The 12,643-nt window shown below is 51.6% G+C and carries 12 protein-coding genes; 2 read left to right on the forward strand and 10 right to left on the reverse strand.

What is annotated here, in order from left to right; all coding sequences use genetic code 11:
- The first annotated feature begins 2 nt into the window (after positions 1-2).
- Positions 3-788 (forward strand): 16S rRNA (adenine(1518)-N(6)/adenine(1519)-N(6))-dimethyltransferase RsmA, encoded by a 786-nt coding sequence (rsmA, locus tag ACLPHM_RS15250; protein ID WP_430222066.1) that lies wholly within the window; start codon positions 3-5, stop codon positions 786-788.
- Positions 789-813: 25 nt separating this feature from the next.
- Here the strand turns inward: rsmA and ACLPHM_RS15255 are convergent, their stop codons facing one another.
- From ACLPHM_RS15255 to glyQ, 7 genes are read right to left on the reverse strand one after another with little or no spacing between them, the layout of a single operon-like run.
- Positions 814-2,043: a nucleoside recognition domain-containing protein gene (locus ACLPHM_RS15255; RefSeq protein ID WP_430222067.1), complete on the reverse strand. Its 1,230-nt coding sequence runs from the start codon at positions 2,041-2,043 to the stop codon at positions 814-816.
- A gap of 56 nt (positions 2,044-2,099) precedes the next feature.
- A complete protein-coding gene (gloA, locus tag ACLPHM_RS15260; protein WP_430222068.1) occupies positions 2,100-2,495 on the reverse strand; it encodes a lactoylglutathione lyase in 396 nt (131 codons plus the stop codon).
- A 19-nt stretch (positions 2,496-2,514) separates the two neighbouring features.
- Positions 2,515-3,378, reverse strand: coding sequence for a M48 family metallopeptidase (locus ACLPHM_RS15265; protein WP_430222069.1), 864 nt, complete (start codon positions 3,376-3,378; stop codon positions 2,515-2,517).
- Positions 3,379-3,382: 4 nt separating this feature from the next.
- A complete protein-coding gene (locus ACLPHM_RS15270; protein WP_430222070.1) occupies positions 3,383-4,105 on the reverse strand; it encodes a lysophospholipid acyltransferase family protein in 723 nt (240 codons plus the stop codon).
- On the reverse strand, positions 4,099-4,644 hold the full coding sequence (gmhB, locus tag ACLPHM_RS15275) for a D-glycero-beta-D-manno-heptose 1,7-bisphosphate 7-phosphatase (RefSeq protein WP_430222071.1): 546 nt from the start codon (positions 4,642-4,644) through the stop codon (positions 4,099-4,101). The genes ACLPHM_RS15270 and gmhB overlap by 7 nt, the downstream gene beginning before the upstream one ends.
- Positions 4,644-6,785, reverse strand: a complete 2,142-nt coding sequence (glyS, locus tag ACLPHM_RS15280) for a glycine--tRNA ligase subunit beta (protein WP_430222275.1) — start codon at positions 6,783-6,785, stop codon at positions 4,644-4,646. Before glyS ends, gmhB begins: the two co-directional genes overlap by 1 nt.
- A gap of 9 nt (positions 6,786-6,794) precedes the next feature.
- Positions 6,795-7,700: a glycine--tRNA ligase subunit alpha gene (glyQ, locus tag ACLPHM_RS15285; RefSeq protein WP_430222072.1), complete on the reverse strand. Its 906-nt coding sequence runs from the start codon at positions 7,698-7,700 to the stop codon at positions 6,795-6,797.
- A 165-nt stretch (positions 7,701-7,865) separates the two neighbouring features.
- On the opposite strand from glyQ, the gene ACLPHM_RS15290 reads away from it, so the two are divergent.
- Positions 7,866-9,389, forward strand: coding sequence for a fumarate hydratase (locus tag ACLPHM_RS15290; RefSeq protein ID WP_430222073.1), 1,524 nt, complete (start codon positions 7,866-7,868; stop codon positions 9,387-9,389).
- 680 nt (positions 9,390-10,069) lie between these two features.
- Here the strand turns inward: ACLPHM_RS15290 and folK are convergent.
- From folK to ACLPHM_RS15305, 3 genes are read right to left on the reverse strand one after another with little or no spacing between them, the layout of a single operon-like run.
- Complete coding sequence (gene folK / locus ACLPHM_RS15295) at positions 10,070-10,576, reverse strand: 2-amino-4-hydroxy-6-hydroxymethyldihydropteridine diphosphokinase (protein ID WP_430222074.1); 507 nt, start codon at positions 10,574-10,576, stop codon at positions 10,070-10,072.
- A complete protein-coding gene (gene pcnB / locus ACLPHM_RS15300) occupies positions 10,569-11,930 on the reverse strand; it encodes a polynucleotide adenylyltransferase PcnB (protein ID WP_430222075.1) in 1,362 nt (453 codons plus the stop codon). Before pcnB ends, folK begins: the two co-directional genes overlap by 8 nt.
- A gap of 9 nt (positions 11,931-11,939) precedes the next feature.
- Positions 11,940-12,641, reverse strand: a complete 702-nt coding sequence (locus tag ACLPHM_RS15305) for an HAD family hydrolase (protein ID WP_430222076.1) — start codon at positions 12,639-12,641, stop codon at positions 11,940-11,942.
- Positions 12,642-12,643 lie beyond the last annotated feature (2 nt).

The following is a 12,643-nucleotide window of genomic DNA, read 5'->3' on the forward strand; positions in this document are numbered from 1 at the left end:
GCATGGCTAAACATGAAGCCCGCAAGCGATTCGGACAGAATTTTTTGCATGACCTTTCCGTAATCGATGAAATTGTGCGGGCGATAGATTTACGTCACGACGACAAAGTGATAGAAATTGGTCCCGGTTTGGCTGCGTTAACGCGGCCATTATCGGAGCGCTTGGACCACTTGAATGTGATTGAGCTAGATAGAGATCTGGCTCATCGCTTGCGCAATAGCTTTAGTCCCAAGAAACTGACGATTACAGAAGCCGACGTATTGACGGTGGATTTTTCCGAGTGGGGCGAAGGCATACGCATTGTGGGTAACTTGCCCTATAACATTTCTAGTCCGCTGCTGTTTCATCTGATGTCTTTTGCGCATTTAGTGCGTGATCAGCATTTCATGTTGCAGCGTGAGGTGGTGGATCGTATGGTGGCAAAACCTGGTAGCAGCGATTACAGTCGTCTGTCGGTGATGCTGCAATCACGCTATCGCATGATGAAGCTGTTTGATGTGTCGCCCGAGGCATTTGATCCAGCGCCTAAAGTAGTGTCTTCCATTGTGCGTATGCGACCTTTGCCTGAGGATAGACCCCAAGCAAAAGATACCTCATTGTTCGAGCAACTGGTGGCCACTGGCTTTGCGCAGCGCAGGAAAATGCTGCGTGGTAGCTGGGCTAAATGGGCAGATAGCATTCCTTGGGAAGCGGTAGGTATAGCGCCTACGGCACGCCCCGGTGAAGTGAGCGTACAGCAATTTATTGCTGTGGCAGATGCGCTGACTGAGCGCGGTATCACCCGCTAGTGTGAACTAGGCTAGGCTGAAAGGCCTAGCCAAAAAACCAGTAGCAGACGCTAATGGCTGCAATCACGCCGGCTACGTCTGCAAACAGTGCGCAACCAACAGCGTGGCGACTGCGAATTACCCCCACTGAACCAAAATACACCGCTAGCACATAGAAGGTGGTTTCTGTGCTGCCTTGAATGGTGGCCGAGAGCAAAGCGGCAAAGCTGTCTACGCCGTGGTGATTCATGGTTTCTATCATCAAGGCACGGGCGGCACTGCCCGAGAAGGGTTTTACTAAAGCGGTAGGCAGAGCCTCTACGAAACGGCTATCCATGCCTAGGCTAGTGACGCCCCAGCGTATGGCATCCAAGAGCATATCTAAGGCGCCGGAGCTGCGTAGCACGCCTATGGCGCACAGCATGGCGACCAAGTAAGGGAGCAGGTCACGTGCTACGGCAAAACCGCCCTTGGCCCCCTCTACAAAGCTGTCGTAGACAGGAACACGCTTCCACGCGCCTACGCCTAAGAACAATAAGATAATTACAAAGAGGCTGAGATTACCCAGTAGCGACGACAAGCTGCTGATGGCGGCGGTACTTAATGTGGCCAGGAAGGCCATAAACACTGACATACCTGCTAATAATCCCAAGATCGTTAACAGCACTACAGGGTCTGTTAAGCGCAGACGCTGCACGATGGCAACGCTAATTAGGCCCGCTAATGAGGAGACGGAGGTGGCGAGTAAAATGGGCAGAAATACCAGAGTAGGGTCAGGCGCACCTTGTTGTGCTCGGTACATGAAGATGGTGACCGGCAGCAACGTCAGCGACGATGCATTGAGCACCAGAAAAAGTATTTGAGCGTTGGTCGCCGTTTGTGGCGTGGGGTTTAGGCTTTGTAGGGCTTGCATCGCCCGTAAGCCTATGGGCGTTGCCGCGTTATCTAAACCTAGGCCATTGGCTGCAAAGTTCAGTGTGATGAGTCCTAAGGCAGGGTGTCCTGCAGGGACTTCGGGCATCAAACGCTTGAATACAGGGGCTAGCCATTGGCCCAATTTTTCAACGATGCCTGCTCGCTCAGCCACACTGAGAAACCCCATCCATAAGGTAAGGGTGCCAAACAGTATCAGCATAATGCTGACCGATAGCTCGGCCATCTGGAACAGGCTGTTCACCATACGGTTGAACACATCAGCATCACCCATCCACAGCCACTGAAAGAGAGAGGCAATGGCGGCGATCAGAAAAAAACTGAACCAGAGTATGTTAAGCATCTGTAGTGTGCGAGGCGAAAACGGAAAAACAGGCCTGTAAAGGCCTGTGTAAGAGCTTAGTCGTTACGACCAGATTTTTGAATCAGCTCGATTTTGTAGCCATCTGGATCTTCCACAAAGGCAATCACGGTGTTGCCGTGCTTCATTGGGCCTGCTTCACGTACTACGTTCCCACCTTTGGATTTAATGGTGGCACAGGTGGCGTACGCATCGTCTACTTCAATGGCGATGTGGCCGTAGGCGTTGCCTAAGTCGTAGCTGTCGGTATCCCAGTTGTGGGTCAGTTCCAGTACGGCTGCTTCGCTTTCGTCTTGGTAACCTACAAAAGCCAGTGTGAATTTGCCATCTGGGTAATCTTTCTGACGCAGCAATTTCATGCCCAGTACGTCAGTATAGAAGGCGAGGGACTTTTCAAGATTGCCAACACGCAGCATGGTATGTAACAAGCGCATAGTGAATGACTCCATAGAGTTAAAGTAAAGGTAGCGTGTCAGGGTGGTGCTTTTTGAGCAGGTTCCTGGCCGCCACATAGTCTGGCATGAGTGTTTCTACCACCCGCCAAAAAGCGGGGCTGTGATTCATCTCTTTAAGATGAGCCACCTCATGGGCTATCACATAGTCTACCGCAGCAATAGGAAAATGCATGAGTCGCCAATTCAGCATGATCATACCGTCGCTGCTGCAAGAGCCCCAGCGTTTCGCCGGGCTGGCTAAACGCAAACCGCTATAGGGCATGCCTAATTTACGGGTGTAGTAGTCCAGCCTTTCGATAAAGTACTGGCGAGCTTGCTCTTGCAGCCAAATCTGGGCGAAATCTTGTACTCGTGTGCTGTGTGCGTCGAGGTTCAGGGGCAGGGTAAGCGTATCGCCCGCACAGGGGGCATGGGCTTGCCCACTAAACGAAGTTTTCAAAGCGCTGGGGTTAACCTGTAACGTGATGGCCACGCCCAAATAAGGAATGCTACCACCGTGACACCATTGGCTTTGACCTAATGCCAATTGCTGTAGGCGTTCTTCCCAGTCCACGAGTTTACGCACTATCCAGGGAAATTTCTGTTCCAGCGCATCGTGTATTTGTGCAGAGGAAACCCACGTGGGGGCCGTGATAATGAGCCCTTGCTCATTGACACGTAGGCCTATGGATTGGCGTTTAGAGCGTTTGAGTAAATAACCTAGCTCTTGCCCTTGCACGGTATAGAGATGCCAACTGGTGCCAGCGGGCAGTCGCTCTGGTTTGCTGAGGGCGGGAAGTGTAGGTGTAGTGTCTGTGGTGCGCGGTGCTACCGCCTTGGTAGGGGTAGCGGTGGCATCATTGAATAAGGGCAGTTGTGCCATAGCGCTACGAATAGCGTTCGGGATTCAATACACGCATTTCGCCTTCAATCCAGTCCTCTACGGCTTGGTTGAGAGCGGCTTGCGACATGCCTTCGGAGTGAATGGCAGGGCCAAACGACACTGTGATCATGCCAGGTTTTTTAATGAAGGCATTACGAGGCCAGCATTCGCCGGCATTGTGAGCAATAGGGATCACAATGCTGTTGGTACGGCAGGCTAGCATGGCACCACCTTGCTTGTAACGGCCAGTCTCCCCCGGAGGGATGCGAGTGCCTTCTGGAAACAGCAAGGGCCAACGGCCTTCATTTAAGCGTTCTTGCCCTGTTTTGACGATTTGCTTCATGGCATCGCGGCCATTGCTGCGATTAATAGGGATCATGCGCAGCAGCGCTAAGCCCCAGCCAAAAAAGGGTACTCGGTGTAGTTCGCGCTTATAGACGAAACATACATCTTTGGGCAGGTAGCCACAAAAGAACATGGTTTCCCAAGCGGATTGGTGCTTGGACAGCAGCACGGCAGGGCCATCAGGCAGGTTTTCCCAGCCTTTGACTTGCCAGCGTATGCCCAGAATGTGTTTGGCCCCCCAGACAGCCATGTGTGGCCAGCCAGCGGTGAGCTTGTAGCGCCAACGTAGTGGCAGTGGTGACCACAACAAACACAAAATGGAGTAGGGGATCACAGTAATCAGCAGAAAAAGCTGATACAGTACGGCGCGTAAAATCAGCATGCAGAAGTTCCTAACCAGTCATCCACCACGGCAGCTAGATTGGGCCGCACAATGCAGCTTTCTGGCAAACCGCCATTTTTTTGGGTTTTGAGCCCGTTCCCAGTTTCTACTAACCACGTTTTGCAGCCCGCTTCAGACGCTGCTTGCAGATCGCGTAGTGAATCGCCTACAGCCACGACATTGTGCAGAGAAGGTTGCTCGTAGCGTCTGGCGATATCCAGAAACATGCCGGGTAATGGCTTCCTACAGGTACAGCCATCGTCTGGACCATGCGGGCACACAAAAATGGCATCAATCACCCCACCGAATTTGGCCAGTTCGCGGCGCATCTTCAGGTGTATAGCATTTAAGGTTTGCATAGAGAACAGCCCGCGTGCCAAGCCAGACTGGTTAGTCGCAACCACGACTTTCCAGCCCGCTTGAGAGAGCCTACCTATGGCTTCCAGACTACCGGGTAGTGCTAGCCATTCTTCAGGGCTTTTCACAAAAGCGCTGGAGTCATAATTAATGACCCCATCGCGATCCAGTATGGCAAGCATTAGGCCGCCAGCCTTGAAATGTCAGCAACCTGATTCATCAACTGGTGCAGCTTTTGCAACAGAGCCAAGCGGTTGTGTCGCACCGCAGGGTCTTCAGCCATCACCATCACATCAGCAAAGAAGTTGTCCACAGGCTCTTTGGCTTGTGCCAAGGTAGCTAAACTTGCGCTGAACTCACCCGCCAAGAATTGGCTTTCTGCCACAGGGGCTAATTGCTCAATGCAAGCAGCCAGCGCTTGCTCTGCAGGTTCTGCTAACAATGCTGCTTGTACAGCACTGAGTTCGGTCTCGGCTTTACGCAGCAAGTTGCCAATACGCTTGTTGGCACTGGCCAAGCTTTGTGACTCGGGCAGGGCAGCAAATTCGGAACATGCTTGAATACGGGCTTGTACTTGTTGCAGTGGGGGCTGTTGCGCCAACACGGCTTCAACCACGTTACGGTCGTGACCGTTAGCCACCAACTGGTTTCTATAACGCTCGTAGATGAAGTCTTGTACTTCAGCCAATGTAGTAGCAGCCAGTTCGCCTTCTTCAAAGCTTTGTGCTGCAATTTGCAGCAGTTCGTTCAAGTCCAAACGGCTGTGGGCGATATCACCTAAGTAACCACCGGCTTCTAACTGTTCAAAGGCACTGATTAGACCCAATGCAGCACGGCGCAACGCATAAGGGTCACGCTCGCCTGTAGGCGCTAAGCCAATACCCCAAATACCCATCAAGGTTTCGGCGCGTTCGGTCAAGAACAATAGCGCAGACACCAAGCTAGCATCGGTGACAGCATTGTTCAGACGGTGCTGGTACTGGTTGCGCAGGGCATCAATAACGCTAGCATCTTCGCCATCAGCGGCCGCGTAGTAGGCACCCATCACACCTTGTAGCTCAGGGAATTCGCCCACCATGTTGGTGTTCAAGTCGGCTTTGGCCAGCAGTGCAGCACGATCAGCTAAGGTCACATTTGCACCCAGACGTTCGGCCAAAGCGCGAATGATGGTGCGCATACGTTCTACACGTTTGCGTTGTGAACCCAGTTTGTTGTGGTAAACGCTGTTTTCCAAGCTGGAAACACGCTCTTCCAACGGTTGTTTACGGTCGGTTTCAAAGAAGAAACGTGCATCTGCCAAGCGAGGCAGAATTACTTTTTCGTTACCTTGAACGATGTTGGAAGGATCTTCCAACTGCATGTTGCTGACAATCAGGAACTTATTGGTCAGCGTACCTTGTTTAGGGTCAAACAGTGGGAAGTAGCGCTGGTTCAGACGCATGGTCAGAATCAAGCACTCAGGTGGTACTTCCAAGAAAATAGGATCGAACTGACCAACGTAAACGCTAGGGTGCTCAACCAGTGCGGTCACTTCATCTAGCAGCTCTACTACTTCAGGGTCTGTGCCTAGGCTGGCTTCCAGACGTGTGCAAGCGTCTTGCAATTGCGCTTCAATACGTGCGCGGCGATCAGCGTAAGACGCAATCACTTTACCTTCGGTTTCCAGTTGGGCTACATAGCTTTCTGGGCTTTGGATGGTAATCAGGCTTTCGCACATGAAGCGGTGGCCTTTGGTGGAGCGGCCAGCTTGCAGCCCCAAGGTGTTCACGGCAACGACGTCATCACCCCATAGCGCGATCAAACTGTGGGCTGGGCGCACAAAGCGTACGCTAGTCAGGCCATCCGACAATTGATAACGCATGACTTTTGGAATAGGCAGGTGCGTAATGCTGTAGTCCAACGCGGCTTGCAGGCCTTCTGCCAATGCAGCGCCTTTGGCCATACCTTTAGCGAACAAGCAATCTTGTTTGCCATCGGACTCTACATGCAGATCTTGTGCAGTCAGGTGACCCAAACCTTTGCTTTCCAAGCGTTTGCTTAGGGCAGGGGTCAGATTGCCATCAGCATCCAGACCGATTTTGACGGGCATCAGTTTTTCAGAAAACGGCTGATCATCAGCGTGGTTTTTGACGCTACTGATTACGGCGGCCAGACGACGTGGTGTGGCGTAGGCGGTAACCGTTGCGTCAGCGTCTACCAAATGCTGTTCACGCAGTGTTTTGAGCAGACCATCGGCAAAAGCCTGACCCATGTTGTTCAGTGCTTTGGGTGGCAGCTCTTCAGTTTGCAGTTCAACCAGCAATGAGCGGGATTCGTTTGGCATCATGGTCATTTAGTTGGCCTCCGCAGCGTTACTAGGCAGCATAGGGAAGCCAAGGCGTTCACGTGAATCATAGTAGGCTTGTGCCACACCGCGAGATAGATTGCGGATACGGCCAATGTAAGCAGCACGCTCAGTCACACTGATGGCGCCACGGGCGTCCAGCAAGTTAAAGGTGTGTGCGGCTTTTAGCGTTTGTTCGTAAGCAGGCAAGGCCAGATCGATTTCAATCAGGCGTTTGGCTTCACTTTCGTAGTCTTGGAAGTGCTGGAACAGGATCGCAGCGTTAGAGTGCTCGAAGTTGTAGGTGGACTGCTCTACCTCGTTTTGATGGTAGATGTCACGGTAGTACACCGTGCGGCCATGCGCATCACGTGTCCACACCAAGTCGTACACACTTTCTACGCCTTGAATGTACATCGCCAGACGTTCTAGACCATAAGTGATCTCGCCGGTAGCGGGCACACAGTCCAAACCGCCTACTTGTTGGAAATAGGTGAATTGGGTGACTTCCATACCGTTTAGCCAGACTTCCCAGCCCAAGCCCCATGCGCCTAACGTTGGGTTTTCCCAGTCGTCTTCTACAAAGCGGATATCGTGCTGTTTGGGATCAATGCCCAATGCCTGCAACGAGCCTATGTACAGATCCACAATGTTTTCAGGTGCAGGTTTCAGCACGACTTGGTACTGGTAGTAGTGTTGCAGCCTATTGGGGTTCTCGCCGTAGCGGCCATCACCAGGGCGGCGTGACGGCTGCACGTAGGCAGCGCTCCATGGCTCGGGGCCAATAGCACGTAAGAAGGTTGCAGTATGGGAAGTGCCTGCGCCGACTTCAAGGTCAATGGGTTGTAGCAAAGCGCAGCCTTGTTTATCCCAATAGTGTTGAAGCGTAAGGATCAGTTGCTGGAAAGTAAGCATAGGGTAGTAAGACTATGGTTCGATGTACTGCCAAAATTCTTCCATTTTAGCTGGTTTTGAGTGCTGACGGGGCAGAGACTGTGTTTGTTCTACGCGAGATGAGGCAGGACAAGTACAATAACGGGATAAGACGTTTTGGCTTTTATTTGAACCGAAGACAAGCATATGACCACGATTATCAAAGAACAGGACTTAATACAGTCCATTGCTGATGCCGTACAGTTCATCAGCTATTACCACCCCGCCGATTACATTCAGCACTTGGCCCGCGCCTACGAACGTGAAGAAAGCCCAGCCGCCAAAGATGCTATCGCTCAAATTTTGACCAACTCGCGCATGTGTGCAGAAGGCCATCGCCCTATTTGTCAGGACACCGGTATTGTGAACGTGTTCCTAAAAGTAGGTATGGATGTGCGTTTTGACATTAAAGGCAGCTTACAAGAGGTCTGTGATGAAGGGGTACGTCAAGGTTACTTGAACCCGGATAATCGTCTACGTGCCTCGGTGTTGTCCGACCCGCTGTTTGCCCGTAAAAACACCCGTGATAATACGCCCTGTATTATCTCTGTAGAGCTGGTGCCTGGCTCTACAGTGGATGTACAAGTGGCAGCCAAAGGCGGTGGTTCAGAGAATAAAACCAAATTTGCCATGTTGAACCCTAGCGAATCCTTGGTGGATTGGGTGCTGCGCATGGTGCCAGAAATGGGTGCAGGTTGGTGTCCGCCCGGTATGTTAGGGATTGGGGTTGGTGGTACGGCTGAAAAAGCCATGCTGATGGCCAAGCAGTCCCTGATGGAAGACATTGATATGTACGAGCTGCTGCAGCGCGGTCCACAAAACAAATTGGAAGAGCTGCGTATTGAGCTGTACGAAAAAGTGAACGCCTTGGGTATTGGCGCACAAGGTCTGGGCGGTTTGACTACTGTGTTGGACGTGAAGATCAACACTTACCCAACACACGCTGCCTCTAAGCCTGTGGCCATGATTCCTAACTGTGCAGCTACACGTCACGCACACTTTGTGCTGGATGGTTCTGGCCCAGCTCACTTACAAGCGCCATCCTTAGATTTGTGGCCTGATGTGCATTGGGCACCTGATTACAACAAGTCCAAGCAAGTAAATCTGGATACGCTGACTAAAGAAGAAGTTGCTAGCTGGAAACCCGGTGAAACATTGCTGCTGTCCGGCAAAATGTTGACGGGTCGTGATGCGGCTCACAAACGCATCCAAGACATGTTGGCCAAAGGCGAGAAATTGCCAGTGGACTTCACGAACCGCGTGATTTACTACGTAGGCCCTGTGGACCCAGTACGTGACGAAGCCGTTGGTCCAGCAGGCCCAACTACAGCGACTCGTATGGATAGCTTTACCGACATGATGTTGGAAAAAACAGGCTTGTTGTCCATGATTGGTAAGGCAGAGCGTGGCCCAGTGGCGATTGAAGCGATCCGCAAACACGGTTCTGCTTACTTGATGGCTGTAGGTGGCGCGGCATACTTGGTCTCCAAAGCGATTCGCGAAGCCCGTGTAGTGGGCTTTGAAGACTTGGGCATGGAAGCCATTTACGAGTTTGAAGTCAAAGATATGCCAGTGACCGTAGCGGTAGACTCCGCTGGTACATCGGTACACAAAACTGGCCCAGAGGTCTGGCGCAAACGTATCGCAGAAATCCCTGTGGTTCCTGTGTAAGTATGTGCGGTTGCTATTAAGGGCGGTGGTGGAAACACATCGTCCTTATGAAAACACCCTATGCGTAATGCTGGGGTGTTTTTTTATGTGCTGTTCGTGTGCGTGAAAGTGGAGGTAAAAGCCCGCTTACTGACTACTGTCTGCCGTAGCCTAAGGCTGCGAAAGTATTTTTTAATTTGTAAACTAAATAAAAAAATACTTCCATCCGCCTTTCCTTCATCGCTTGCCTAAGTTTTTGTTTTGGTTGCTGCTGTAGAGTCTCGGATTTCTGGTGAGTACGCTACTGTGGGGGATAGGCAATCAGCTGTCAGTTTCAATGCTTTAGGGGCAGAACAGCACCTGTAGTCTTGCACCGAGTGCCGTATTCACAGCAATGACAGGCCAGTAAGTAGAAGTACAAAATCAACCATGAATGGCTGTAGCCTGAGTCCGCTTAAGAAAGGGCAGTACGCCTGACGCCGTCCAATACAGTCGTGGGGACGGAGAGGAAACTTTTTTGATTTGGTGTCTCAAATCACAAAAAGCTTTCCTGCAGTTCCCACAGCGCGTGCGATGAATGCCGCCTCTCTATTTGAGTAATTAACTAACGTCTTCAGCCTCAAACAACAAAGCCCCAGCAATACACTAGGGCTTCGTTAGCAGACTAAGACTGGCAGCTAGGAACAGCGCAGACGTATGAATCAATCGTCGTCTTCGTCATCAAACCCCATATCTAAAGCTTCAATACCTTGATCTGCCACGCTAGGCAGCAAATCCTGCACTGAGCCTTGAGCCAACTTCAGCGTAGGAGCCAAATCAGCCAAGGGGTACAGTACAAACGCACGTTGGTGCATTCTGGGGTGCGGCAGAGTGAGTTCAGGGGTGTCCATCTGCGTATCACCAAACACCAACAAGTCTAGATCCAGCGTGCGTGGGCCATTGTGTTCAGTGCGTACACGACCATGCTTGTTTTCTAGGGCTTGCAAGGCATGCAACAACTCTAGCGGACTAAGCGTAGTGTGTAGGCTGACTACCGCATTAATGAAATCAGGGCCTGATGCTTCAAACGGTTTGGTGCGATAAAAACCAGAGCTTTCCAAATTAGAGCAGTCAGGCAGTTCGCGTAATTCATCAATCACATCCAGCAGCATGCCAATGGGGTCGCCTAAGTTGGCACCCAATGCAATGTAGGCAAGTGTTTTACTCATTTGAAGAGGTGTCCTGCGTGGCGGTGTTTTTTGGACGTCTACGTGGTGTGCGTCGGCGGCGGGTAGTTGTGCTGCGTGGTGCAGTGGGGCGGGCTTCAATCATAGCGGCGCGGGTTTCTGTGTTTTGGCTATCGGCCAAATCCATCCACCATTGCGCCATGATGCTATCCACTTCTTTGGCTTCCGCACGCAACTGTAAGAAATCAACCGCAGCACGAAAGCGCGGCAGTTCGATCATGCGCCAGATGGCTCTATTGTTCACCCGCTCAAAGCGTGGCTGCATGAACCAGATTTCACGCATATCACCTTGGTAGCGGCGTTGAATAGGCAGTGTGCGACTTTGTTCTTCAATCACGATGTCGCTGGCTTCAGACAGTGCTTGTACCGGAGGGGAGCCTGCTTTGAGGCGCTTTTCCCATTGCTCTTGTACCGCTTTCCAGAGCAGAGCAGCAAACACGAAGCTAGGGCTGGTGTTGCGGCCACTACGTACACGGCTATCGGTGCGTGCTAGTGCAATCTCCAAGAACAAGCGTTGTTCAGGGTCAGCGAGGCTGTGCTCCAAAAATGGCAACAGATACGGCACTAAAGCCTCTTGCTGCAATTGCTCTAAGCATCGCAAGGCATGGCCACATTCCAGCAGCTTCAGCATTTCATCAAACAGTCTGGACTCAGGCACATTCGTGATGAGTGAGGCCAGTTTTTGAATAGGCTGATGCGTTTGTGGCTCGATGGTGGCATTTAGCTTGGCGGCAAAACGCAGCGCGCGCAGCATACGTACCGGGTCTTCACGGTAACGGGTATCCGGATCGCCGATCATGCGTACCACACGGTTTTTTAAGTCTTCCACACCGTTGTGGTAATCAATCACTTCTTCGGTAATAGGGTCGTAGTACAGCGCGTTTAAGGTGAAGTCACGACGGTTTACATCGTCGAGTAGCTCACCGTATTCGTTGTCACGCAAGATACGGCCATGGGCATCTGTTTGTTGCTTTTGGCTGTCTCCGGCCCTGAAGGTGGAGGTTTCGATGATTTCACGGCCAAAAACCACATGCACCAGTTTGAAGCGTTTGCCAATAATACGGGCACGCCTAAATAATGGGCGAATTTGCTCTGGCGTGGCGTTGGTCGCCACGTCAAAGTCTTTGGGCTCCAAGCCGGCAATCAGATCGCGCACAGCACCGCCCACTACATAGGCTTCATAGCCATGTTGTTGCAGCACTTCGCATACTTTGAAAGCATGACGAGACACGAGGTCTGGATCAATCCCGTGTTGAGATTGAGCCAGCCGTTTGGGGCCTTTAGCTGGTGCGGCGAATAGTCGCGCGACGAAAGTTTTTATTGTTCGTTTCAGCATGTGAGTTGATTAGGATTTCTCATCCATTAACTGTGCGAACAGGTCTAGCACGGCCCAATTGCGCTCGTGTGCTGTACGACGCAGCCCTTCACCTGGGTTGGTGGCTACAGGATCAGAGACCAGTTCCATTAAGGGTAAGTCGTTGCTGGAGTCGCTGTAGAACCAAATGCGGTCGAAGTTGTTGCGTTGTAAACCTAATTCGTGCAGCCATTGGTCTACACGGGTGATTTTGCCTTCTCTAAAGCTAGGCACGCCGGTTAGTTTACCAGTGTAAATACCATCACGTTCTTCGGCTAACGTAGCAATTAGGTGCTCAACGCCTAAGGCTTTGGCGATGGGGGTAGTTACGAATTCGTTGGTGGCGGTGACAATGGCGCACAAGTGGCCTTGCTGTTGGTGGTAACGCAGCAAATCCAAGGCGGCTGGTGTGATGGAAGGCAGAATCACTTCTTCCATGAATTCCGCTTGCCATGCCAGTAATTCTTGACGTGGTGTGTTGCTTAACAACCCCAGCATGAACTCGGCAGACTCTTCTGCCGTGAGGTTGCCTTGGTTGTAGCGATCCATCAGATCTTCGTTTTTACGTCTAGCTTCTTCTGGATCACCAGCACGACCTGTGCGCGCCAAAAACTCGGCCCACTGATAGTCGCTGTCTAAGGGAAGCAGAGTGTGGTCCAGATCAAAAAGTGCCAGATTGGTTGGGGTATTCATAG

Source organism: Paenalcaligenes sp. Me131, assembly GCF_050487225.1.
In the GTDB taxonomy this organism is placed as follows: Bacteria; Pseudomonadota; Gammaproteobacteria; order Burkholderiales; family Burkholderiaceae_B; genus Paenalcaligenes.

Bases quoted from the DNA above. Each gene is read 5' to 3' on its own strand.
- ACLPHM_RS15290 (WP_430222073.1), top strand. From the start codon at position 7,866: ATGACCACGATTATCAAAGAACAGGACTTAATACAGTCCATTGCTGAT.
- rsmA (WP_430222066.1), top strand. From the start codon at position 3: ATGGCTAAACATGAAGCCCGCAAGCGATTCGGACAGAATTTTTTGCAT.
- gloA (WP_430222068.1), bottom strand. From the start codon at position 2,495: ATGCGCTTGTTACATACCATGCTGCGTGTTGGCAATCTTGAAAAGTCC.
- gmhB (WP_430222071.1), bottom strand. From the start codon at position 4,644: ATGCTTGCCATACTGGATCGCGATGGGGTCATTAATTATGACTCCAGC.
- pcnB (WP_430222075.1), bottom strand. From the start codon at position 11,930: ATGCTGAAACGAACAATAAAAACTTTCGTCGCGCGACTATTCGCCGCA.
- glyQ (WP_430222072.1), bottom strand. From the start codon at position 7,700: ATGCTTACTTTCCAGCAACTGATCCTTACGCTTCAACACTATTGGGAT.
- ACLPHM_RS15270 (WP_430222070.1), bottom strand. From the start codon at position 4,105: ATGCTGATTTTACGCGCCGTACTGTATCAGCTTTTTCTGCTGATTACT.
- ACLPHM_RS15305 (WP_430222076.1), bottom strand. From the start codon at position 12,641: ATGAATACCCCAACCAATCTGGCACTTTTTGATCTGGACCACACTCTG.
- ACLPHM_RS15265 (WP_430222069.1), bottom strand. From the start codon at position 3,378: ATGGCACAACTGCCCTTATTCAATGATGCCACCGCTACCCCTACCAAG.
- folK (WP_430222074.1), bottom strand. From the start codon at position 10,576: ATGAGTAAAACACTTGCCTACATTGCATTGGGTGCCAACTTAGGCGAC.
- glyS (WP_430222275.1), bottom strand. From the start codon at position 6,785: ATGCCAAACGAATCCCGCTCATTGCTGGTTGAACTGCAAACTGAAGAG.
- ACLPHM_RS15255 (WP_430222067.1), bottom strand. From the start codon at position 2,043: ATGCTTAACATACTCTGGTTCAGTTTTTTTCTGATCGCCGCCATTGCC.